The sequence below is a fragment of the Streptomyces sp. NBC_00557 genome (assembly GCF_036345995.1).
Classification (GTDB): Bacteria; Actinomycetota; Actinomycetes; order Streptomycetales; family Streptomycetaceae; genus Streptomyces.
The window spans coordinates 5,559,462-5,581,161 of record NZ_CP107796.1; the positions used below are offsets into that span (position 1 = coordinate 5,559,462).

Genomic DNA, 21,700 nt, shown 5'->3' on the forward strand with positions numbered 1-21,700 from the left:
AGGAACGCTGCCCTCAGCCTGCGGCGCCCGGGCCTGTGAGGTCCGGGGAGCGATCGGTCGTCCTCCGGCCGAGCCGCCGCCGGGGCCGGCCACGGCCGGGGGACTGCCGTCGCGGCGGGCCGCGGGTCGGTACGGCGTGTGTGGGCGGGGGCTGCTGGTGGGGCGGGTCGCGGGCCGGTGCGGCTTGTGCGGGCGGAGGCTGCTGGTGGGGCGGGTCGCGGACCGGGACGGCTCGGCCGGACGGGGATTCCCGGCGGGGCGGGTCCCGGGCCGGTACGGCTCGGCCGGGCGGGGACCCGTCGCAGCGCACCGCATGGCGATACGGGCCGTCCGGGCGGGGGCTCCCGGCGGGGTCGGCCGCAGGGCGATACGGCTCCGCGCCCTTCGGGCGCCGAGGTTAGGGTCGCGATCATGTCCGACATACCCATGACGACCGTGGCCCTGCTGTGCGCCGCCTCGCTGGCGGCCGGGTGGATCGACGCCGTGGTGGGCGGAGGCGGCCTGCTGCTTCTGCCGGCCCTGCTGCTCGGGCTGCCGCCGGCGACCCCGGCCGCGTGGGCGCTCGGCACCAACAAGGCCGTCGCGATCGTCGGCACCACCGGGGCGGCGGTGACGTACGCCCGCAGGGCGCCGGTGGACGTCGGCACGGCCGTACGCATCGGGCTCGCCGCCCTCGCCGGTTCCTCGGCGGGCGCCTTCCTCGCGGCCGGGATGAGCACGGCGGTCCTCAAACCGGTGATCATGGCGGTGCTGCTCGGGGTCGCCGCGTTCGTGATCCTGCGCCCGGCCTTCGGCACCGCTCCGGCGCCCGGGCCGGCCACCCGGCGGCAGAAGCTCGCCGCGATCGGCCTGGCCGGCCTGGGCATCGGCTTCTACGACGGCCTGATCGGCCCCGGCACCGGGACCTTCCTGGTGCTGGCCCTGACCGCGCTCCTGAGGCTCGACCTGGTGACCGCCTCCGCCACCGCGAAGATCGTCAACTGCTGCACCAACGCGGGTGCCCTCGCCATGTTCGCGTACCAGGGAACGGTGCTGTGGAAGCCTGCGGCCCTGCTGGCCGTCTTCAACCTCGCGGGCGGCACCCTCGGCGCCCGCACCGCGCTCGAACAGGGCAGCGGCTTCGTCCGGGTGGTGCTGCTGACGGTCGTCTTCGCGCTGGTGGCGAACCTGGCGTACGAGCAGTGGGCGGCGTAACGGGCGGCGGGCCGGCGGGCGGCCCGCGTCCGGTGGGTCAGCGGCTTCCGGTGAGGTGCGCGAACACCACGACGTTGCCCAGGTAGCCGGTGCTCTTCGAATAGCCGCCGCCGCAGGTGATGACGCGGAGCTCGGGGCGGGGTGCGGCGCCGTACACCTTGTCGTCGGGGAAGTTGTTCGCCGCGTACACCTCCACCGCGTCCACCGTGAACACGGCCACGGAGCCGTCCCGGCGGTCCACGTCGATACGGGCGCCCCGTTTCAGCGCGCCGAGGTCGTAGAAGACGGCGGGGCCCTCGGCGTTGTCGACATGGCCGGCGACGATCGCGGTGCCGGTCTCGCCGGGCATGGTGCCGGCCTCGTACCAGCCGGCCAGGTTCTTGTACCGGGCGGGCGGCACGTCCAGGCTGCCGGAGCGGGTGAGGGACAGGCCCATCAGCGGGGCGTTCACGCGTATGGAGGGGATCCGTATGCGGGTGGGCACCGACGGGGCGAGGGCGGGGGCGGCGGACCGCGCGCCTCCCGGTTCCGGGCGGCCCTCGGCGGCGGCCGGCTGGGGCGGCGCGTGCGTGCCGCTGGCGCCGCCCAGCAGCCACACCCCGGAGCCGAGCGCCACGACGGTGACCGCGGCTATCGCGGTGTCGCCGAGCCTGTCGTGCCTGCTTCTCCTGCGCATACCAACCTCTCCGAAGGCAGACCCCGAGAACTCGTGGCGGCGGGCCTCCGGGTGGTGCGGAGGCGATCCCGGACGACCTCCGGGGGCTGCCGGGACCTCCCGGAGGGACCCGCCTGGACCTCCTGGGGGAACCCCGGGACCTCGGTGGCGGCCCTGCCCGGCGCTGCCGGAACCTCCCTTTTGCACCTGGAAGACCTCTGGCAGCGGTCCTCCGAGGGCTCCCGGAGGGGACGTCCGCGATGCGGAGCCCTCTGGAGGGGCCCTCCCCCTCCGGGCCGCGAGGGGCATCGGACCCGGAGGGGGTGGGACGTTGCGGTACCGGTGGACGGACAGCGGAGGGTGTCCGTCAGATCCCGTCGCCTCTCGCCCGGCGATGCAGGAGCCAGGTACCGCCCGCGGCGGCGACGGCCAGTGCCGCCACACCCGCCGTGGTCTGCACGGGGTCGGTGCCGAGTGCGCCGCCGACCCCCGTCTTCATGCTTCCCCGCGGCTGCGCCTGTTCGTGCGCCGCGCTCACCGAGACCACCAGGTCGCCCGTGACCTGCCGTCCGCCCTCCGCGCACTTGGCGACGATCTCGTACGTCCCTGGCTGCGCCCCCGGCGGCACCTGGAACTGGCCGATCGCCTCGCCCTGGTGCGAGCTGGGCGCCAGCGTGAAGGTGCCGGCGCCGACCGCGCCCGCGTCCCCGACCGCCGAGCCCTTCTCGCCGCACGCCGCGGTGTTCACCGTGACCTGGCCGCCGGGCGTCACGGTGGCGGGGTACACGTCCAGGCTGCCGGTACCGGCCCAGGCGGGCGCCGCGGCCGCCACGACGAGCGCGGTACCGGTCAGCAGACGGGCGGTGCGTAGCATGGGTGCTCCCCGGAGCTTGTCCGACTGGTGTGTGCCCTGCCCTTCCGAGGTAACTGGCTCCGGCCCACGGCCGCTCGCTGACGCCGCGTCAGGAATGCGGTGAACGGGTGTCGCGCCCCGCCCCCACACGGACCAGCCGCCGGAGCGTTCCCGCAGGTCACAGGCGGCGCGAAGGGCGCGATGAGAGGGCTGTGCGAAGAGAACACGAATGGAGTGCGCCGGAACGCGGCAGGCCGGCGCCCCGTCCCGGCGCCGGCCTGCCGCGTTCCGCACGCGTCCGGGTTCCCCCGGTGGCTCAGTTCACGTTGACGGCGCTCCAGGCCGAGGCCACGGCGTTGTACTCGGTGCTGCCCGCGCCGTACAGGTCCTTGGCGGCGTTGAGGGTGGCCGTGCGCGCCCCCGCGTAGTTCGTCGAGGAGGTCATGTAGACCGTCAGCGCCCGGTACCAGATCCTGCCGACCTTGTCGCGGCCGATGCCGGTGACCGTGGAGCCGTTGTAGGTGGGGGAGTCGTAGCCGACGCCGTTGATGGTCTTCGGGCCGCTGCCCTCGGCCAGCAGATAGGCGAAGTGGTTGGCGACGCCGGAGGAGTAGTGGACGTCGAGGTTGCCGACCGAACTGCTCCAGTAGTCGGCCGAGTTGCCGTCCCTGGACGGCTTGTCCATGTAGCGCAGGGCGGTCTGGCCGAAGCCGGGCTTCACGATCTTCTCGCCGATGAGGTAGTCACCGGGGTCGGAGGGGTTGTTCGCGTACCACTCCACCATCGTGCCGAGGATGTCCGAGGTGGCCTCGTTGAGCCCGCCGGACTCGCCCGAGTAGGTCAGCGCGGCCGTCTTGGAGGTGACGCCGTGCGTCATCTCGTGCCCGGCGACGTCGAGGGCGACCAGCGGCCCGAAGGTGGTCCCGTCCCCGTCGCCGTACGTCATGCAGAAGCAACTGTCGTCCCAGAAGGCGTTGTTGTAGTTGCTGCCGTAGTGGACGCGGTTGTACGACCCCTTGCCGTCGCCGCCGATGCCGCTGCGCCCGTGGACGTTCTTGTAGTAGTCCCACGTCATGTCCGTGCCGTACTGGGCGTCGACGGCGGCCGAGGCGCGGTCGGCGGTGGTGCCGCTGCCCCAGTGGTTGTCGGCGTCGGTGAACAGGTTCGCGGGCGCCCGGCTGAAGCAGACGCCGAGGACGCACAGGTCCGTCTTGCCCCCGGCGTCCCCGGTGTAGGTGTTGCCGCGCGTCGGATCCTTGAGCTGGTACGACGACCCCGACTGCGTGGTCTCCAGCGGCACCGTCCCGCTGTAGAGGGACTTGCCGTCGCCGGCGGCGGTCTCGATGCTGTCCCAGGCGTCGATCTGGCGCCCGGTGCGCGCGTCGGTCAGCACGGTGCGGGCGACCGGGTTGCCGAGCGAGTCCAGGCCGGCGGCGTCGGTGCGCCAGGCGAGCCTGGGGCTGCCGTGCAGGGCGTCGACGATCAGCCGGGGCCTGGCCTTGACCTGCCTGAGCGTGTCGCCGAGATGGAGGGCGCGCAGCGCGTTCACGGCGAGGTCGGCGGCCTTGGTGGCGGAAACCGCCGGGAGGATCGAGTCCAGCGATATGGTCCCGCGGGTGGCCCGGTCGGCGCTGCGGTAGGCGCCGTCGGGAGCGAGGTGGACCACGAAGTCGCCGCCCAGGACGGGCAGTCCGCGGTAGGTGCGGTCGTAACGGACGTGCTGGGTGCCGTTGCGGTCCACGATCACGTCGCGGACGCTGGTCTGCTCGGCGGAGGTCAGGCCCAGGCTGGTGGCGTGGGCGAGGAGCGCGGACGCCGCGTGCTGGATCGCGGTGGCCCGGGTCGGTCTGGCGTCGGCGTGGGCGGTGGGGGAGAGGGCCACGGACAGCAGGGTCGCGGTGGTGACGGCGACGCCGGCGGTGGTGGCGCGGCGACGGGACCCTCGGACGTGCTGGCGTATCCGGCTCATCGGTCTCCTCGGGGAGGGGGGAAGCGCCTGGCAGGGCGTGGGGGGCGGCGGCGCTGTTCCCAGAGATTTAAGGAGCCATGACATGTCATGTCCATAGCCCCGTCATGGAGATGTGTGTGGAGCCGAAGGGGGTACAGAATCGTTTCCGTGATCACTGAGAAACCCGAGGAACCCGAGGAGCCCGGAACCCCGCTGCCCTTCTTCGTCTACGGCACGCTCCGCCCCGGCGAACCGAACCACGACCTGTTCCTGCGGGACCGCACGGCGTCGGAGGAACCGGCCCGCCTGCGGGGCGCCGCGCTGTACGACGGACCGGGCTACCCCTACGCCGTGGAACACCCCGGCGCCGAGATCCACGGCGAACTGGTCACCGCCCGCCCCGAGTCGTACCCCGGCCTGCTCGCCGCCCTGGACCGCCTGGAGGAGTACACCCCCGGCGACCCCCGCAACCTCTACGAACGCGCCGCCAGACCGGTCACCCGCGCCGACGGCACCACCACCCTCGCCTGGGTCTACCTCGCCGCCCCGCCCGTCGCCGCCCGCCTGCGCACCACCGGCACCCCCATCGAGAGCGGCGACTGGCTGGCCCGCCGCTGACCACGGCTTCCCCGCCACACAGGAGACGGGGCCCCGCCGTTCCCCGGCCGCCGCGCGGCTTCTTGACCCTCACACCGTGTCAGGCGGTCAGCTCGGAGACATCATGTTCACCATCGGAGACTTCGCCCGGCACGGCCGCGTCTCGATCCGGATGCTGCGTCACTACGACGCGACCGGACTGCTGCACCCGGCCCACGTCGATCCCGTGAGCGGCTACCGCTACTACACCGCCGCCCAGCTCGCCCGCCTCAACCGGATCATCGCGCTGAAGGATCTCGGCTTCACCCTGCGCCAGGTCCGGGACATCGTGGACGAGAAGGCCGGCGCGGAGGAGCTGCGCGGCATGCTGCGGCTTCGGCGGGCCGGACTGGAGACTGCCGTGGCTGCCGCGGCGGCACGGCTGGTCCAGGTCGAGGCGAGGCTCCGAGCGATCGGGAGCGAGGGGCGCATGCCCACGAACGACGTCGTCGTCAAGAACGTCCCTGCCGTCCGGGTCGCGGAGCTGACCGCGACCGCCGCGAGTTTCGCGCCCGAGCACATCGGCCCGGTCATCGGCCCGCTCTACGACGAGCTGTTCCGGCGCCTGGAGGAGGCGGGCATCACCCCCACGGGCCCCGGCATCGCCTCCTACGAGGACGCGCCGGAAGGCGGCGGAAGGATCACCGTCCACGCCGCCGTCCAGGTCTCCGCCCCGCTCCAGGACGGCGCCTTCCGGATCCTCGACCTGCCCTCCCCCGGCCAGGCGGCGACCATCGTGCACCGCGGCTCGGTGGACGCCGTCCTGCCCACCGCCCAGGCCCTGGCCCGCTGGATCGACGCAGGCGGCTACCGGTCGGCCAAGTACCCCCGCGAGATCAACCTGGAGTGCCCCGAGAACCGGGACGACTGGGTGACGGAACTGCAGGCGCCGATCACCCCGGCCTGATCAACCCCCGGGCCCGGCCGGTGATCACGTACGGGCGGCGGGAGACCGCAGGCGGTGTCCCGCCGCCCGGCCTCATCGCGCGGCCTCCACCCGCACCGCGCACGACTTGAACTCCGGCATGCGGGACGTGGGGTCGAGAGCGGGGTTGGTGAGGGTGTTGGCGCGGCCCTCGCCCGGCCAGTGGAAGGGCATGAAGACGGTGTCCGGGCGGATCGCGGTCGTGATCCTCGCCGGTGCCACGGCCCGTCCCCGCCGGGAGACCACCGCCACCGGGTCGCCCTCCGCCGCCCCGATCCGGGCCGCCAGGCGCGGGTGCAGCTCCACGAAGGGGCCCGGTGCGGCGGCGTTCAGGTCCGGTACGCGCCGGGTCTGGGCGCCCGACTGGTACTGCGCCACCACCCGGCCGGTGGTCAGCAGCAGCGGGTACTCGGCGTCCGGTTCCTCCGCCGTCGGGCGGTGCGTCACCGGCACGAACCGGGCCCGGCCGTCGGGCGTGGCGAACCGGTCCAGGAACAGGCGCGGGGTGCCCGGGTGGGCCGCCTCGTCGTCGGACGGGCACGGCCAGAACACCCCGTTCTCCTCCGCCAGCCGCCGGTAGGTCATCCCCGAGTAGTCCGCCGGGCCGCCCGCGCTCGCCCGGCGCAGCTCCTCGAAGACCTCCTCCGGGTCGGCCGGGAAGCCCTTCTCCACCCCCAGCCGGGCCGCCAGCTCCTGCAGCACGTACAGGTCGCTGCGGACACCGGACGGCGCGGTGACCGCACGGCGCCGCAGCAGGACCCTGCCCTCCAGGCTGGTCGTCGTGCCCGTCTCCTCCGCCCACTGGGTGACCGGCAGCACCACGTCCGCCAGCTCGGCCGTCTCCGACAGCACCACGTCACAGACGGCGAGGAAGTCCAGCGACCTGATGCGCTCCTCGATGTGCGCGGCGCGCGGCGCCGACACCACCGGGTTGGAGCCCATCAGCAGCAGCGCCCGGATGTCGGTGCCGAGGGCGTCGAGGAGTTCGTAGGCGCTGCGTCCCGGACCGGGCAGGGTCTCCGGGGCGACGCCCCACACGCCGGCCACGTGCGCCCGCGCCTCGGGGTCGTCCAGCTTGCGGTAGCCGGGCAACTGGTCGGCCTTCTGGCCGTGTTCGCGGCCGCCCTGCCCGTTGCCCTGCCCGGTCAGGCAGCCGTACCCGGACAGCGGGCGGCCCGCCCGGCCCGTCGCCAGGCACAGGTTGATCCACGCGCCCACCGTGTCCGTGCCCTTGGACTGCTGCTCCGGCCCGCGCGCGGTCAGCACCATCGCGCTCTCCGGCTCGCAGAACAGCCGTACCGCCTCGCGCAGGTGGGGAACGGACACCCCCGTGATCCGCTCCACGTGCTCCGGCCAGTGCGCCATCGCCGCCGCCCGCGCCTGCTCCCAGCCGACGGTCCGCTCCCGGATGTACGCCTCGTCCGTCCGCCCCTCGGCCACCACCAGGTGCAACAGGCCCAGCGCCAGGGCGAGATCGGTGCCGGGGCGGGGGGCCAGGTGCAGGTCCGCCTGCTCGGCCGTCCTGGTGCGGCGGGGGTCGACGACGATCAACGTGCCGCCGTTCTCCCGCAGTTCGGTGAAGAAGCGGAGGGCCGGCGGCATGGTCTCGGCGAGATTCGACCCGACGAGGATCACGCAGCCCGTCTTCGGGATGTCCTCCAGCGGGAACGGCAGCCCCCGGTCGAGACCGAACGCCTTCGTGCCGGCCGCCGCGGCCGACGACATGCAGAACCGGCCGTTGTAGTCGATCTGCGAGGTGCCCAGCACCACCCGCGCGAACTTGCCGAGCGCGTACGCCTTCTCGTTCGTCAGCCCGCCCCCGCCGAACACGCCCAGCGCGTCCGCGCCGTACTCCTCGCGTATTCCCCCGAGCCGCTCGGCGATCCGGTCCAGCGCCTCCGCCCAGCCCGCCTCGACCAGCCGGCCGCCGGAGCGCACCAGCGGCGAGGTCAGCCGTACCGCGGGGGACAGCACCTGGGCCGCCGTACGGCCCTTGCCGCACAGCGCGCCCCGGTTCACCGGGAAGTCCGCCCGCTCCGACACCTCGGCGCCCCCCTGCGGAAGGGGCGTGACGTTCATCCCGCACTGCAGGGCGCAGTACGGGCAGTGGGTCGGCGTCGCGGCGATGGTCTCCATGCCGCCAGCGTGCGTCGCACGTGTTACGGCCCCGGCCGCCTCCGGTTACACGCCCGGCACGGCGGCCTCCCCGCCCGGCCTGCGGCGCCGTGAGGTCCCTACTGGCGGCTCAGGGAGCGGCTGACGCCCGCCGCGATCGTCGTGGCCAGCACCCAGCCGGTGACGATCAGCAGATACGACAGCCACTGGTACCAGCCCCGCGGCGCGTACGCCCCCTCCTGGCCGAAGTCGATGATCGGCAGCAGCAGGTCGAGGGTGTAGAAGAGCGGGTTGAACCCGGGCGCCTCCGACGGCTTCAGCGCGGGCGGACGGTGCAGGGCGAAGACGAGCGTGCCGGTGCACAGCAGGAGCAGCAGCCAGAGCGCCGCCCGCATCGGACGGTAGCCGTAGCCGACGGCAGCGTCCTGCAGCAGGCCCCACAGCCGGGCGTACGGCGGCAGGGTGCGGCGGTGCCGGCGCAGCTTGGCCAGCTGCACGGTGCGCGCCGCCGCGTCGTCGCCGACCGTGCGGTACGCCGTGGCAAGCTGCTCGTAGGGGTGCGGAAAGTAGCCGTCCCGGTCGCGTTCCAGCAGCGGAAGACGCCGCTCGGCGGGCAGGTGCGGCGTCAGCATGCGGTAGCCGAGCCCGTCGAGCTGCACCTGCCCGGGCCACACCTCGGGCGGCACGTGCAGAAGGTCGAGCTGGGCCCGGCGCATGTTGACGTCCCCCTCGACCGGCGCGGCCTCCCGCAGCCACAGCTCGCCGATGGCGCTGCTGCTGGCGCGCAGGGCCTGGCCGCCCGGGTTGGACAGCCGGGCGTGCGCCAGGTTGAGCTGGCGGGGTATCCGGGCGCCGCTCAGGTTGAGCCGGCCCCGGGCGCGCAGCCGCATGGCGTGCAGGTCGGTGCCGACCGTCAGGACCTCCGCGTGCAGCACGGTGTGTCCGGGGGCGTTCAGCTCCGCGTCGTTGAGGTTCACCTGGTTGCGGACGACCGCACCGTTCAGATGCACCTTCCCGTGCGCGACCAGCCCCGGCGCCCACACGTCCGTGCCCACCTCGGCGTGGCCGAGCTGGAGCACGGCCTCCTCGGGCACCTCGCCGGGCGTGCCGAGGTGCGCGCCGTTCGCGAACAGCGCCCCGGCCAGCTTCGCCCCCTGCAGCCGTACCGGCCCGGTGATCCGGCAGCACGTGATCCGTACGACCCCTTCGGCCCGCAGATTCCCCGCGGTCAGCCCCGGCAGCACCGAGTCGCTCAGGACCAGGGCGACCACCCGCGCCCCGTACAGATCGGGCACCTGCTCGAAGTGGCACCGGCGCAACCGCACCGGATGGCCGACGGCGCCGTACTTCAGGTCCAGCCGCCCGGTGATCCGCGCGCCCGTCACCTTCAGCCCGGCGACGCGGCCCTCCCGCACCGGCCCGCCCAGCAGCAGTTCCCGCAGCACCTGAGCCCGCAGCGTGCGCCCGGGCCCCCACGCGGCGCCGTCCGCGGGATCCTCGTCCTCGCTCTCCCGGAAGTCGACCCCCTCGCCGAGGGGGAAGGCCTCCCACACACGGCGCTCGGCGGGCGTCAGGTCCGTGATCTCCATGCTCAGTCCCGCGCCCCCGCGAGCGCCCTGGCGACCCCGTTCTCCCGCGGCCCGAGGAACGTCGGATCCGGGTGGAACACCGCGTCCAGCAGCGCCTTGCCCGCCGCGAACACCTCCCGTGTCCCGCCGTAGTACCAGGTCACGTCATGCTTGGCAGCGACCCCGAGCCCGTACGAGTCGACCCCCGCCGCCTCGCACAGCGCCACCGCGCGCCGGATGTGGAAACCCTGGCTGACCAGCACGGCCCGGTCCACCCCGAAGATCTTTCTGGCCCGCACACAGGAGTCCCAGGTGTCGAACCCGGCGTAGTCGCGGACGATCCGGTCACCGGGCACCCCGTGCTTCGTGAGGTAGGCGCGCATGGCGTCCGGCTCGTCGTAGTCCTTGCGGCTGTTGTCCCCGGTGACCAGCAGGACCTTCACCCGCCCCTGCCGGTACAGCCGCGCCGCCGCGTCCAGCCGGTGCGCCAGGTACGGCGACGGCTCCCCGTGCCACAGCCCCGCGCCGAACACCACCGCCACGGGCGCCCGCGGGACGTCCGCCGCCGTGCGCAACCGGCCTTCCGTGGACACGAACAGCCAGGTCGCCGGCAGCAGCGCCAGCACACACCCGGCCATCACGGCCTGCACCAGCCGCCGCTGCCCCGTGCGGGTGCGCGGCAGCCGCGGTCGACGGATCCTCATCCGACCCCCCACGATCTGCTGTCGACCATGGAGGACGCCGTCCGCCCCGGTCCGGTTCGCCTCACAGCGCGCGTCCGTACGACGTGAAGCAGCGGAAAACGCCCGTCACCGCCCGGCAACGGCCCCGCAACCTCACGCCGTCAGGATCCTGGCATGACGGCGTCGCATCCTCCCCGCTCCGAGCCCCGCGCCCACCTCGACAGCACGGCGCACCTCATGGACAGCATCAGCAGCCAGGTCACCGGCCGGCTCCGCCTGCTGTCCCCGCTCGGCCGGCGCGGCCCGGCGCCGGCCCTGGTCCTGGTCGCCCACGGCAGCCGTGACCCCCGCGCGCTCGAGACCGTGCAGGCCCTGGCGGAGCGGGTGCGCGAGCTGCGCCCCGCCGTCCCCGTCCACCTGGGCCACATCGAGCTGAACGAGCCCCTGCTCCCGGACACCCTCGCCGCCCTCGGCGACGCCTCCGCCGTCCTCGTCCCGCTGCTGCTGTCCCGCGGTTACCACGTCAAGCGGGACATCCCCGAGCTGGCCGCCGCCGCCCCGGCCCGCACCCGCCGGGCCGCCCCGCTCGGCCCCCACCCGCTGCTGGCCGAGGCCCTGTACGACCGCCTGGTGGAAGCGGGCTGGCCGGCGGCCATGGACGCCGCGACCCGGCGCGCCAGCGCGGTCGTCCTGGCGGCGGCGGGCTCCCGCGACCCCGACTCGGCCACCGACACCCGCCGCACCGCCCGCCTCCTCGCCGACCGCCTGGGCGTGCCGGTCGTCCCGGCCTACGCCTCGGCGGCGACCCCGACCGTCCCCACGGCCGTGCGGGCCCTGGCGGCCCGCGGCCGGCACCGGGTGGCGGTGGCGTCGTACTTCACGGCACCGGGCCGCTTCGCGACGCAAGCGGCGGACGCGGCGCCGTGGACGGCCTCGGCCCCGCTGGGGGCGCACCCGGCGATGGCGCGTCTGGTCCTGCACCGGTACGACGAGGCACGCGCGACGACGCAGGCGGAACTCGCGTCGGCCTGACCCGCCGAACAGCACGACCCGGCAGACGAGCAGGCACCCGGCACCCGGCTTTTGCCACTGCCGGCGCTTAATGTCGAACAATGGAAGGCACCGCACCCCTCACCGGCTACGACCCGGCGTCAGTCGAACGCTGGGCCCCCGAGCCCGACAAACGCCCCGGCCGTACGGCCTTCCAGCGCGACCGCGCCCGCATCCTCCACTCGGCCGCCCTGCGGCGCCTCGCCGGCAAGACCCAGGTCGTCACCCCGGAAGCCCGCAGCCAGGTGTGGGACGCAAGCCCCCGCACCCGCCTCACCCACTCGCTCGAATGCGCCCAGGTCGGCCGCGAGCTGGGCGCGGCCCTCGGCTGTGACCCCGACCTGGTGGAGGCCGCCTGTCTCGCCCACGACCTCGGCCACCCGCCGTTCGGCCACAACGGCGAACAGGCGCTGAACGCCTTCGCGGACGACTGCGGCGGCTTCGAGGGCAACGCCCAGTCGCTGCGGATCCTGACCCGCATCGAACCGAAGCGGTTCACCGAGAAACGGTCCGTCGGTCTCAACCTCACCCGGGCCGCCCTCGACGCCGCCACCAAGTACCCCTGGCCGCGCGGCGCCCACCCCACCGACCCGGCGTCGCGGAAGTTCGGCGTCTACGAGGACGACCGCCCGGTGTTCGACTGGGTCCGCGCGTACGCCCCCGGCACCCGCACCTGCTTCGAGGCCCAGGTCATGGACTGGTCCGACGACGTGGCGTACTCGGTGCACGACGTGGAGGACGGGCTGCACGCCGGCCACATCGACCCGAACTGCCTGCACGCCGAGCCGGAGCGGCAGGCGGTGTTCGAGGTGGCCGTCGCGCGGTACGTCCCGGCGGACACCGACCCGGCCGAGCTGGCCGCCGCCCTGGACCGGCTCCAGGACGAGGAGTGGTGGCCGCACGGCTACGACGGCACGGCGGTCGCCCAGGCCCGCCTGAAGGACGCCACCAGCCAGCTCATCGGCCGGTTCTGCCTGGCCGCCGAGGGCGCCACCCGCGCCGCGTACGGCTCCGGCCGGCTCACCCGCTACGGCGCCGAACTGGTCGTACCCCGCGAGACGCGCATGGAGTGCGCGGTGCTCAAGGCGGTCGCCGACCGGTATGTGATGCAGCGCGCCGAGCAGGAGCGGCTGCGCGCCGATCAGCGGGTCGTCGTGGCGGAGCTGGCGGAGGCGCTCACCGCCCGCGCGCCGGACGGCCTCGACCCGCAGTTTCGGGCACTGTTCGACGGGGCAGACGACGACCACGCGCGCAAGCGGGTGATCGTCGACCAGATCGCCTCCCTCACGGACGCCTCCGCACGCTCGCTGCACGCGAGACTGACCGGGCATATGTGAAAGGAACATGTCGTCCGTGGCCTGATCGGGTCACTCCCTCTTCCCGCAGCACGCACGGTGCGGGACGCTCGCATGTGGCGGCACCCTTACGAGGAGGCAACAAGTGGTCGACGCGGATCAGACATTCGTCATCGTCGGGGGCGGGCTCGCCGGCGCGAAGGCGGCCGAGACGCTCCGGGCGGAGGGCTTCACCGGCCGGGTGATACTGATCAGTGACGAGCGCGACCACCCCTACGAGCGGCCGCCGCTGTCCAAGGGCTATCTGCTCGGCAAGGCGGAGCGCGACAGCGTCTTCGTGCACGAGCCGGCCTGGTACGCGCGCAACGACATCGAGCTGCACCTCGGCCAGTTCGTCGACCGCATCGACCGCAGTGCCAAGACGGTCCGCTTCGGCGACGACGGCACCCTCGTCCGCTACGACAAACTGCTGCTGGTCACCGGCGCCGAGCCGCGCCGCCTGGACATCCCCGGCACCGACCTGGCCGGCGTGCACCATCTGCGCCGGCTCGCGCACGCCGAGCGGCTGAGGGGCGTGCTCGGCTCGCTCGGCCGGGACAACGGGCACCTCGTGATCGCGGGCGCCGGCTGGATCGGCCTGGAGGTCGCGGCGGCGGCCCGCGAGTACGGCGCCGAGGTCACCGTGATCGAGCCGGCGCCGACCCCGCTGCACGGCGCGCTCGGCCCCGAGCTGGGCGAGGTCTTCGCCGAGCTGCACCGCGAGCACGGCGTCCGCTTCCACTTCGGGCGCCGGCTCACCGAGATCGTCGGACAGGACGGCATGGTCCTCGCCGTGCGCACCGACGACGGCGAGGAGCACCCGGCACACGGCGTCCTCGCCGCGATCGGCGCGGCCCCCCGCGTCGGCCTCGCGGAGGCGGCGGGCCTTCAGATCGCCGACCGGGCGCACGGCGGCGGCATCGTCGTCGACGAGCGGCTGCGCACGTCCGACCCGGACGTCTACGCGGCCGGCGACGCGGCCAACTCCCCGCTCGCCCGGTCCGGCACCCGGGTCCGGGTCGAGCACTGGGCCAACGCCCTGAACGGCGGACCGGCCGCCGCCCGCTCCATGCTCGGCCAGGAGGTGACGTACGACCGGGTGCCCTACTTCTTCACCGACCAGTACGACCTCGGCATGGAGTACAGCGGCTGGGCGCCCGTCGGGTCGTACGACCAGGTGGTGATCCGGGGCGACGCCGGGAAACGGGAGTTCATCGCCTTCTGGGTGAAGGAGGGCCGCGTCCTGGCCGGGATGAACGTGAACGTGTGGGACGTCACAGAGCCCATCCAGAAACTGATCCGGTCCGCGGCGCCGGTGGACCTGGACGCCCTGGCCGACCCGCACGTACCTCTGGACAGCCTCGTCTCCTGAGCACCGGGCAGGTCAGTCCGTCCCCGGCCGCGATTCCCGGGGGGACGACCCCCGGACCCCCGCCGGGGGTCGGCTCACGCGCCCCAGGAGTGTCGGTGGTGCCCCGTAGAATTCACGCGTGGCAGGACGGATCAACGACGAGGACGTGAAGGCGGTACGGGACGCGGTCCCGATCGACGCCGTGGTCTCCGAGTACCTCCAGCTGCGCAACGCGGGCGGCGGCAACCTCAAGGGCCTGTGCCCGTTCCATGACGAGAAGTCGCCGTCCTTCCAGGTCAGCCCGAGCAAGGGACTCTTCCACTGCTTCGGCTGCCAGGAGGGCGGCGACACCATCACCTTCGTGATGAAGGTGGACCACCTCTCCTTCTCGGAGGCGGTGGAGCGGCTGGCCGCCCAGGCCGGCATCACGCTGCGCTACGAGGAGGGCGGGTACAACCCGGCCCACCAGCGCGGCGAGCGCATCCGCCTGGTCGAGGCCCACAAGATCGCCGCGCAGTGGTACGCCGAGCAGCTCGCCACCAGCCCCGAGGCCGAGACCGGCCGGATCTTCCTCGCCGAGCGCGGCTTCGACCAGGCCGCCGCCGTGCACTTCGGCGTCGGCTACAGCCCCCAGGGCTGGGACCACCTCACCCGCTATCTGCGCGGCAAGGGCTTCACCGACAAGGAGCTGCTCCTGTCCGGCCTCGCCCAGGAGGGCCGGCGCGGCCCCATCGACCGCTTCCGGGGCCGGCTCATGTGGCCGATCCGGGACATCGGCGGCGAGGTCGTCGGCTTCGGCGCCCGCAAGCTGTACGAGGCGGACAACGGCCCGAAGTACCTGAACACGCCCGACACGGCGATCTACCGCAAGAGCCAGGTGCTGTACGGCATCGACCTCGCGAAGAAGGAGATCGCCAAGACCAGCCGAGCCGTCGTCGTCGAGGGCTACACCGACGTCATGGCCTGCCACCTCGCCGGAGTGACGACGGCCATCGCCACCTGCGGTACGGCCTTCGGCGGCGAGCACATCAAGATCCTGCGCCGGCTGCTGATGGACAACGGCAGCGCCCGCGTCATCTTCACCTTCGACGGCGACGCCGCCGGCCAGAAGGCGGCCCTGCGCGCCTTCGAGGACGACCAGAAGTTCGCCGCCGAGACGTACATCGCGATCGCGCCGGACGGCATGGACCCGTGCGAGCTGCGGCTGGCGAAGGGCGACGAGGCGGTGGTGGACCTGGTCGAACCCCGCACCCCGCTCTTCGAGTTCGCGCTCCGCCAGATCGTGAGCCGCTACGACCTGGACACCCCGGCCGGCCGGGCCGCCGCGCTGGACGAGGCGGCGCCCGTCGTCGCCCGCATCAAGAACAGCGGCGCCCAGCACGAGGTCGCCGTCGAACTCGCCGGCATGCTCGGCATCCTCGACACCCAGTTCGTGGTCCGGCGCGTGGCCCAGCTGGCCCGCTGGGCGAGGGAGGGCAAGGGCTCCCCGCAGCAGGACCGGACCCGCCCGGCCGGCCGGCAGTGGGCGGCGCCCGCGTCCCGCCCGGCCAACAGCGGCCCGGCCCTCACCCTGCGCAACCCGGTCCACGCCGCCGAGCGCGAACTGCTCAAACTCGCCCTGCAGCGGCCCGAACTGGTCTCCCCGGCCTTCGACGCCTACGGCGTGGACGAGTTCACCGCACCGCCGTACGCGGCCGTGCGCCAGGCGATCGCCGAGGCGGGCGGCGCCGAGTACGGCGTCCCCGATCCGCAGGAGTACCTGGTCCGGGTCCGCGAGGCCGCGCCTGACGACGCCGTGCGCGCGATGGTCACCGAACTGGCGGTCGAGCCGATCCTGCGCCGCACGGTCGACGAGGCCTACGCCGGCACGGTCCTGGTCCAGATCCGCCGCCGCGCCGTGGAACGCCGCATCCACGACATCCAGTCCCAGATGACCCGCCTCGCGGGCGGCGGCGACCCCGCCCGGCTGGCCGCCGTGCAGAACGAGCTGTGGGTCCTCCAGCAGTACGACCAGGCCCTGCGCGAGCGGGGCGCGCAGGCGCTGTAGGGGGGCCTCAGCCTTCGCGGGACTGCGAGTCCGTGATGCCCAGACGGCGCACGATCGCATCGACCGATGTCGCAAGACGGTCCAGCTTCTCGGTGTGCTCGTCCTGCACCCTCGCCCGTTCGATCTGGCCGGTGAGGAGGACTCCGACGGTTGTGCCCAGCTCCCTCAGCGCCTTCCTGCCCCAAGTCGGTGCGGCACAGTGCTCGCAGTTGCCGATCGCATAGTCCAACGAACCGAGTAACCGACCGGTGACGGACCGGACGCAAAAAGTCACCGCACGCCCCTCGTGGCGGGGATGTGTCTTCCCCCACACTGGGTCCGGTGCCCGAGTCCTCGGAGCGCAGGCCGTCGACTCTCCGCTTCCGAAGTGCCGCTGCCGCAGCCGACGGCAGCGATCATCCTGGAGGTCGCCCCCGTGCAGACCCAGACCCTCACCCAGACCGACAGCGCCACCAGTACCACCGCGGACGATCCGGACGCCGAGCCGGACGTCCTCATGGCCGTGCCCCCGCAGAGCCGCGCCGCCCTCCACCCGGAGAACGGGCCCGCCGAGCCGGCCGAACCACCGGCGGAAGCGCTCGTGGACGAGCCCGAGGAGACCGCCGAACCCGTCGAGGCGGCCGTATCGGCGCGGACCGACACCAGCGGCCCCTCGGCCGACCTGTTCCGCCAGTACCTGCGCGAGATCGGCCGCATCCCGCTGCTCACCGCCGCCGAGGAGGTCGAACTCGCCCGCCGCGTCGAGGCCGGCCTGTTCGCCGAGGAGAAGCTGAGCAACACCCCTGATCTGGACAGCGAGTTGGCCCTCGATCTGGACCGGCTCGTGGTCATGGGACGGATGGCCAAGCGGCGGCTCATCGAGGCCAATCTGCGGCTCGTCGTCTCCGTCGCCAAACGCTACGTCGGCCGCGGCCTGACCATGCTCGACCTGGTGCAGGAGGGCAACCTCGGGCTGATCCGCGCGGTGGAGAAGTTCGACTACGCCCGCGGCTACAAGTTCTCCACCTACGCCACCTGGTGGATCCGCCAGGCCATGTCCCGGGCCCTGGCCGACCAGGCCCGCACCATCCGCGTCCCGGTGCACGTCGTCGAGCTGATCAACCGGGTCGTCCGGGTGCAGCGCCGCATGCTGCAGGAACGGGGGTACGAGCCGACGCCCGCCGAGGTCGCCGCGCACCTCGACCTGCCGCCCGAGCGGGTCTCGGAGGTGCTGCGCCTCGCCCAGGAACCGGTCTCGCTGCACGCACCGGTCGGCGAGGAGGACGACGTGGCCCTCGGCGACCTGATCGAGGACGGGGACGCGGCGAGCCCGGTCGAGTCGGCCGCGTTCCTGCTGCTGCGGCAGCACCTGGAGGCGGTGCTGTCGACGCTCGGCGAGCGGGAGCGGAAGGTCGTACAGCTCCGTTACGGGCTCATCGACGGCCGGCCCCGCACGCTGGAGGAGATAGGCCGGCTGTTCGGGGTCACCCGGGAGCGGATACGGCAGATCGAGTCCAAGACCCTGAACAAGCTCCGGGACCACGCGTTCGCGGACCAGCTCAGGGGCTATCTGGACTGAAAGGGGGGCCGCCGGCCGGCGGCCCCCCTTGTGCCTAGTCGACCTCGGCCACGGCCTGCGTGAACTGGGCCTTGTACAGCCGGGCGTACGCGCCGTCGGCCGCCAGCAGCTCGGCGTGCGCGCCCTGTTCGACGATCGCCCCGTTCTCCATGACGAGAATCGTGTCGGCGTCCCGGATGGTCGACAGCCGGTGTGCGATCACGAACGAGGTACGCCCGGCCGCCAGCTTCGCCATCGCCTTCTGGATCAGCACCTCGGTACGGGTGTCGACGGAACTCATCGCCTCGTCCAGCACCAGGATCACCGGGTCGGACAGGAACGCCCGCGCGATGGTGATGAGCTGCTTCTCACCGGCGCTGACACCCGTGCCCTCGTCGTCGATGACGGTGTCGTACCCGTCGGGCAGGGTGCGGATGAACCGGTCGGCGTGCGCGGCCCGCGCGGCCTCCTCGATCTCCCCGCGGGTGACCTCCCGGGAGGCGCCGTAGGCGATGTTCTCCGCGATGGTGCCGCCGAACAGCCAGGTGTCCTGCAACACCATGCCGATCCCGGACCGCAGTTCGTCGCGGGACATCTTCCGGATGTCCACCCCGTCGAGGGTGATCCGGCCGCCGGAGACGTCGTAGAACCGCATCAGCAGGTTGACCAGCGTCGTCTTGCCCGCGCCGGTGGGGCCCACGATGGCCACCGTGTGACCGGGTTCCACGGTCAGCGACAGGTCCTCGATCAGCGGCTTCTCCGGGTCGTACCGGAACGACACGTGCTCCAGGCACACCCGCCCGCGCAGCTCGGCCGGCCGCTCGCCCGGCACCGGATCCGCCTCCTGCTCCTCCGCGTCCAGGAGTTCGAAGACCCGCTCGGCCGAGGCGACACCGGACTGCACGAGGTTCGCCATCGACGCGACCTGCGTCAGCGGCATGGAGAACTGGCGCGAGTACTGGATGAACGCCTGCACGTCACCGATGGACAGCGCGCCGGAGGCGACCCGCAGGCCGCCGACGACCGCGACCAGCACATAGTTGAGGTTCGACACGAACATCATCAGCGGCTGCATGACGCCGCTGTTGAACTGCGCCTTGAACGCCGCCTGGTACAGCGCCTCGTTCTGCTCGGCGAACTGCTTCGCCGACTCCTCCTGCCGGCCGAACACCTTCACCAGGGCGTGCCCGGTGTACATCTCCTCGACGTGGGCGTTCAGCTTGCCGGTGGAGCGCCACTGCTGCACGAAGTGCGGCTGCGACCGCTTGCCGACCCGGGTCGCCACCAGGAACGACAGCGGCACGGTGACCAGCGCGACCAGCGCCAGGATCCAGGAGACGTAGAACATCATCGCGAGCACGCCGATGATGGTCAGCGCCGAGTTGATCAGCTGGCCCATCGACTGCTGGAGCGTCTGCCCGATGTTGTCGATGTCGTTGGTGGCCCGGCTCAGCACCTCGCCGCGCTGGCGCTGGTCGAAGTACGACAGCGGCAGCCGCGACAGCTTCGCCTGCACGGCGCCGCGCAGCCGGAACATGGTGCGGTTCACGGACCGGTTGACCAGCCGGGTCGCCACCGCCATGAGCAGGCCGGAGACCAGGAAGGTGCACAGCGCGAGCAGCAGGACGGTGCCGACGGCGCCGAAGTCGATGCCCTTGCCGGGCGTGAAGTCGGTGCCCTGCAGCATGTCCGCGATCCGGCCCTGGCCATGGGCCCGCATCTGGTCGAGGACCTGCTGCCTGGTGGCCCCGGCGGGCATCTGCCGGCCGACGATGCCGGAGAAGACCAGGTCGGTGGCCCGGCCCAGGATCTTCGGGCCGATCACGCTCAGGGCCACGCTGACGACCACGCAGAGCAGCAGGCCGTAGATGGTGAACCGTTCCGGTCTGAAGTGGGACAGGAGCCGTTTGCCCGACCCCTTGAAGTCCATCGAGCGCTGGTCGGGGCCGCCCCCGGCCATCATGCGCGCCGCCATGGGCCCGGCCATCAGGCAGCCTCCGCTTCCGTCAGCTGGGAGAGCACGATCTCCCGGTAGGTGTCGTTGGCCGCCATCAGCTCCCGGTGCCGGCCGGAGCCGACGACCCGGCCCTCGTCCAGCACGACGATCCGGTCGGCGTCGCGGATGGTCGCCACCCGCTGGGCGACGATGACGACGGTCGCCTCGGCGGTCTCCCGGGCGAGCGCGGCGCGCAGGGCGGCGTCGGTGGCGTAGTCGAGCGCGGAGAAGGAGTCGTCGAAGAGGTAGATCTCCGGCCGCTGCACGAGGGTGCGGGCGATGGCGAGCCGCTGCCGCTGACCGCCGGAGACGTTGGTGCCTCCCTGTGCGATCGGCGCGTCCAGCCCGCCCTCCAGTTTCCGCACGAAGTCCTTGGCCTGCGCCACCTCCAGCGCGTGCCACAGTTCCTCGTCGGTGGCGTCCGGATTGCCGTACCGCAGATTGGTGGCGACCGTGCCGGCGAACAGGTACGGCTTCTGCGGCACCAGTCCGACCGTCCGCGCGAGCAGCTTCGGGTCGACCTCGTCCACCCGCACGCCGTTGACCAGGACTTCACCCTCGGTGGCGTCGAACAGCCGCGGGACCAGCCCGAGCAGTGTGGACTTGCCGCTGCCGGTCGAGCCGATCACGGCGGTCACCTCACCCGGGCGGGCCACCAGGTCGACGGCCTTCAGCACCGGCTCCTCGGCGCCCGGATAGCGGAAGCCCGCGCCCCGGAGCTCCAGATGGCCGTGCGCGCGCAGCTCGGTGACGGGCGCGGCCGGCGGGACCACGCTGGAGTCGGTCCCGAGGACCTCCTCGATGCGCTCGGCGCACACCTCCGCGCGCGGCACCATCATGAACATGAAGGTGGCCATCATCACGGACATGACGATCTGCATCAGATAGGCGAGGAACGCGGTCAGGTCGCCGATCTGCATCCCGCCGCTGTCGATGCGGTGCGCGCCGAACCACACCACCGCGATGGACGACAGGTTCACCACCGTCATGACCATCGGGAACATCAGCGCGAGCATCCGCCCGGTGGCCAGCTGCATGTCGGTCAGGTCGCCGTTGGCCTTCCCGAACCGCTCCTGCTCGTACTGGTCCCGCACGAAGGCGCGGATCACGCGGTTGCCGGTGATCTGCTCGCGCAGCACCCGGTTCACGGTGTCCAGGCGGACCTGCATCGACCGGAACAGCGGCCGCAGCCGGCGCACGATGAGGGTGACGCAGAGCGCCAGCACCGGCACCACCGCGACCAGCACCCCGGACAGCGGCACGTCCAGGCCGAGCGCCAGCACGATGCCGCCCACGCACATGATGGGCGCCGACACCATCAGGGTGAACGACATCAGGACCAGCATCTGGATCTGCTGTACGTCGTTCGTCGTACGGGTGATGAGCGAGGGCGCCCCGAAGTGACCCACCTCACGCGCGGAGAAGGACTGCACCCGGTCGAAGACGGCGCCGCGCACGTCCCGGCCGAGTGCGGAGGCGGTCCGGGCGCCGTAGTACACGGCACCGATGTTGCACACGACCTGCGCCAGCGAGATGCCGATCATCAGGGCACCGAAGGACAGGATGTAACCCGTGTCACCCTTCACGACACCGTTGTCGATGATGTGCGCGTTCAGTGTGGGCAGGTAGAGGGTGGCGCAGGTCTGCAGGAACTGCAGCAGCACCAGCAGGGCTATGGGTTTCTTGTAGGGCCTGAGATAGGTCCGCAGAAGTCGTATGAGCACGCTACGTCTCTCGGAGTCGGCGAGGGGGGCCGGTCGGTTGCCCTTGGCCCCTATCGTCGGACACTCCACCCGCGTTACCTCAAC

At 72.7% G+C, this 21,700-nt stretch carries 17 protein-coding genes; 8 read left to right on the forward strand and 9 right to left on the reverse strand.

The genetic code is table 11. The annotated features are described in order from the left end of the window. Positions 1-411 precede the first annotated feature (411 nt). The gene (locus OG956_RS24275; protein WP_330340094.1) at positions 412-1,194 is read left to right on the forward strand and encodes a sulfite exporter TauE/SafE family protein; all 783 of its coding nucleotides are present in this window, start codon (positions 412-414) and stop codon (positions 1,192-1,194) included. Between the two features lie 37 nt (positions 1,195-1,231). On the opposite strand, the gene OG956_RS24280 is transcribed toward OG956_RS24275, so the two are convergent. The 3 genes from OG956_RS24280 to OG956_RS24290 all read right to left on the reverse strand — a co-directional run bounded on the left by OG956_RS24280 (position 1,232) and on the right by OG956_RS24290 (position 4,671). Beyond that, entirely contained in the window at positions 1,232-1,870 is a 639-nt protein-coding gene (locus OG956_RS24280) for a class F sortase (protein WP_330340095.1), read from the reverse strand. Between the two features lie 346 nt (positions 1,871-2,216). After that, a complete protein-coding gene (locus tag OG956_RS24285; protein WP_330340096.1) occupies positions 2,217-2,723 on the reverse strand; it encodes a hypothetical protein in 507 nt (168 codons plus the stop codon). A 295-nt stretch (positions 2,724-3,018) separates the two neighbouring features. After that, positions 3,019-4,671, reverse strand: a complete 1,653-nt coding sequence (locus OG956_RS24290) for a M4 family metallopeptidase (RefSeq protein ID WP_330340097.1) — start codon at positions 4,669-4,671, stop codon at positions 3,019-3,021. 147 nt (positions 4,672-4,818) lie between these two features. Between OG956_RS24290 and OG956_RS24295 the strand changes: the two genes are divergently transcribed. Next, positions 4,819-5,268 carry a gamma-glutamylcyclotransferase family protein gene (locus tag OG956_RS24295; protein WP_330340098.1) on the forward strand — a complete coding sequence of 150 codons (450 nt, stop codon included), beginning with the start codon at positions 4,819-4,821 and terminating at the stop codon, positions 5,266-5,268. A gap of 103 nt (positions 5,269-5,371) precedes the next feature. Continuing rightward, a complete protein-coding gene (locus tag OG956_RS24300; RefSeq protein ID WP_330340099.1) occupies positions 5,372-6,193 on the forward strand; it encodes a MerR family transcriptional regulator in 822 nt (273 codons plus the stop codon). 72 nt (positions 6,194-6,265) lie between these two features. On the opposite strand, the gene OG956_RS24305 is transcribed toward OG956_RS24300, so the two are convergent. The 3 genes from OG956_RS24305 to OG956_RS24315 form a co-directional block, all read right to left on the reverse strand. After that, the gene (locus OG956_RS24305) at positions 6,266-8,347 is read right to left on the reverse strand and encodes a molybdopterin oxidoreductase family protein (RefSeq protein WP_330340100.1); all 2,082 of its coding nucleotides are present in this window, start codon (positions 8,345-8,347) and stop codon (positions 6,266-6,268) included. 98 nt (positions 8,348-8,445) lie between these two features. Then, positions 8,446-9,915 carry a membrane-associated oxidoreductase gene (locus tag OG956_RS24310; protein ID WP_330340101.1) on the reverse strand — a complete coding sequence of 490 codons (1,470 nt, stop codon included), beginning with the start codon at positions 9,913-9,915 and terminating at the stop codon, positions 8,446-8,448. A 2-nt stretch (positions 9,916-9,917) separates the two neighbouring features. After that, complete coding sequence (locus OG956_RS24315; RefSeq protein WP_330340102.1) at positions 9,918-10,598, reverse strand: SanA/YdcF family protein; 681 nt, start codon at positions 10,596-10,598, stop codon at positions 9,918-9,920. A 153-nt stretch (positions 10,599-10,751) separates the two neighbouring features. On the opposite strand from OG956_RS24315, the gene OG956_RS24320 reads away from it, so the two are divergent. The 4 genes from OG956_RS24320 to dnaG all read left to right on the forward strand — a co-directional run bounded on the left by OG956_RS24320 (position 10,752) and on the right by dnaG (position 16,359). After that, complete coding sequence (locus tag OG956_RS24320; protein ID WP_330340103.1) at positions 10,752-11,609, forward strand: sirohydrochlorin chelatase; 858 nt, start codon at positions 10,752-10,754, stop codon at positions 11,607-11,609. A gap of 80 nt (positions 11,610-11,689) precedes the next feature. Next, positions 11,690-12,964, forward strand: coding sequence for a deoxyguanosinetriphosphate triphosphohydrolase (locus tag OG956_RS24325; protein ID WP_330340104.1), 1,275 nt, complete (start codon positions 11,690-11,692; stop codon positions 12,962-12,964). A 103-nt stretch (positions 12,965-13,067) separates the two neighbouring features. Further along, complete coding sequence (locus OG956_RS24330; protein ID WP_330340105.1) at positions 13,068-14,333, forward strand: NAD(P)/FAD-dependent oxidoreductase; 1,266 nt, start codon at positions 13,068-13,070, stop codon at positions 14,331-14,333. Positions 14,334-14,451: 118 nt separating this feature from the next. Next, positions 14,452-16,359, forward strand: a complete 1,908-nt coding sequence (dnaG, locus tag OG956_RS24335) for a DNA primase (RefSeq protein ID WP_330340106.1) — start codon at positions 14,452-14,454, stop codon at positions 16,357-16,359. Positions 16,360-16,366: 7 nt separating this feature from the next. Here the strand turns inward: dnaG and OG956_RS24340 are convergent, their stop codons facing one another. Further along, positions 16,367-16,588 (reverse strand): hypothetical protein, encoded by a 222-nt coding sequence (locus OG956_RS24340; protein ID WP_330340107.1) that lies wholly within the window; start codon positions 16,586-16,588, stop codon positions 16,367-16,369. A gap of 66 nt (positions 16,589-16,654) precedes the next feature. On the opposite strand from OG956_RS24340, the gene OG956_RS24345 reads away from it, so the two are divergent. Next, positions 16,655-17,917, forward strand: a complete 1,263-nt coding sequence (locus tag OG956_RS24345) for an RNA polymerase sigma factor (RefSeq protein WP_330340108.1) — start codon at positions 16,655-16,657, stop codon at positions 17,915-17,917. A 34-nt stretch (positions 17,918-17,951) separates the two neighbouring features. Here the strand turns inward: OG956_RS24345 and OG956_RS24350 are convergent, their stop codons facing one another. Together OG956_RS24350 and OG956_RS24355 are read right to left on the reverse strand one after the other, a co-directional pair. Beyond that, positions 17,952-19,883: an ABC transporter ATP-binding protein gene (locus OG956_RS24350; protein ID WP_330340109.1), complete on the reverse strand. Its 1,932-nt coding sequence runs from the start codon at positions 19,881-19,883 to the stop codon at positions 17,952-17,954. Continuing rightward, positions 19,883-21,616 (reverse strand): ABC transporter ATP-binding protein, encoded by a 1,734-nt coding sequence (locus OG956_RS24355; RefSeq protein ID WP_330340110.1) that lies wholly within the window; start codon positions 21,614-21,616, stop codon positions 19,883-19,885. Before OG956_RS24355 ends, OG956_RS24350 begins: the two co-directional genes overlap by 1 nt. Positions 21,617-21,700: the final 84 nt, after the last annotated feature.